Origin of the sequence: Halomonas sp. SIMBA_159 (assembly GCF_046536035.1) — a bacterium.
Lineage (GTDB): Bacteria > Pseudomonadota > Gammaproteobacteria > Pseudomonadales > Halomonadaceae > Vreelandella > Vreelandella venusta_A.
This window is the reverse complement of the sequence record NZ_JAWJBT010000535.1, coordinates 1-273: the sequence shown is the minus strand read 5'-3', so window position 1 is coordinate 273 and position 273 is coordinate 1. Positions and strand designations below refer to the sequence as shown.

Sequence of the window (273 nt, the reverse complement as noted above, 5' to 3'; positions counted from 1 at the left end):
AGTAGAAGTTCTGCCGCGTCTTCAGAAATCCCACGATTGCATTTTCGCACTTCGGACATCGCACTCCGTCCGGCCAGCGTGTGGCAATAAGGCGGTTTCGGCACGCGCGCTCGGTCGGCCATGTCCCTGCAACGCCTGCTTCGGGCAGGCGCAAGAGAAGTCTAATCATGTGTAAACGGCGCTTGGCCAACGGGGAAAGGTCTTTAGACATACCCTACCGAATATTGGAGTTTTCTGTCAGCTCCACCCCCTTCAACGCCAAAGAAACTTGGC

At 55.7% G+C, this 273-nt stretch carries 1 protein-coding gene; it reads right to left on the bottom strand.

Annotation, left to right across the window (positions count from 1 at the left end):
• Window positions 1-169 (bottom strand): transposase family protein (locus R0J87_RS20350; RefSeq protein WP_498888523.1); only part of this gene is annotated, 169 nt, incomplete at its 3' end.
• Window positions 170-273: the final 104 nt, after the last annotated feature.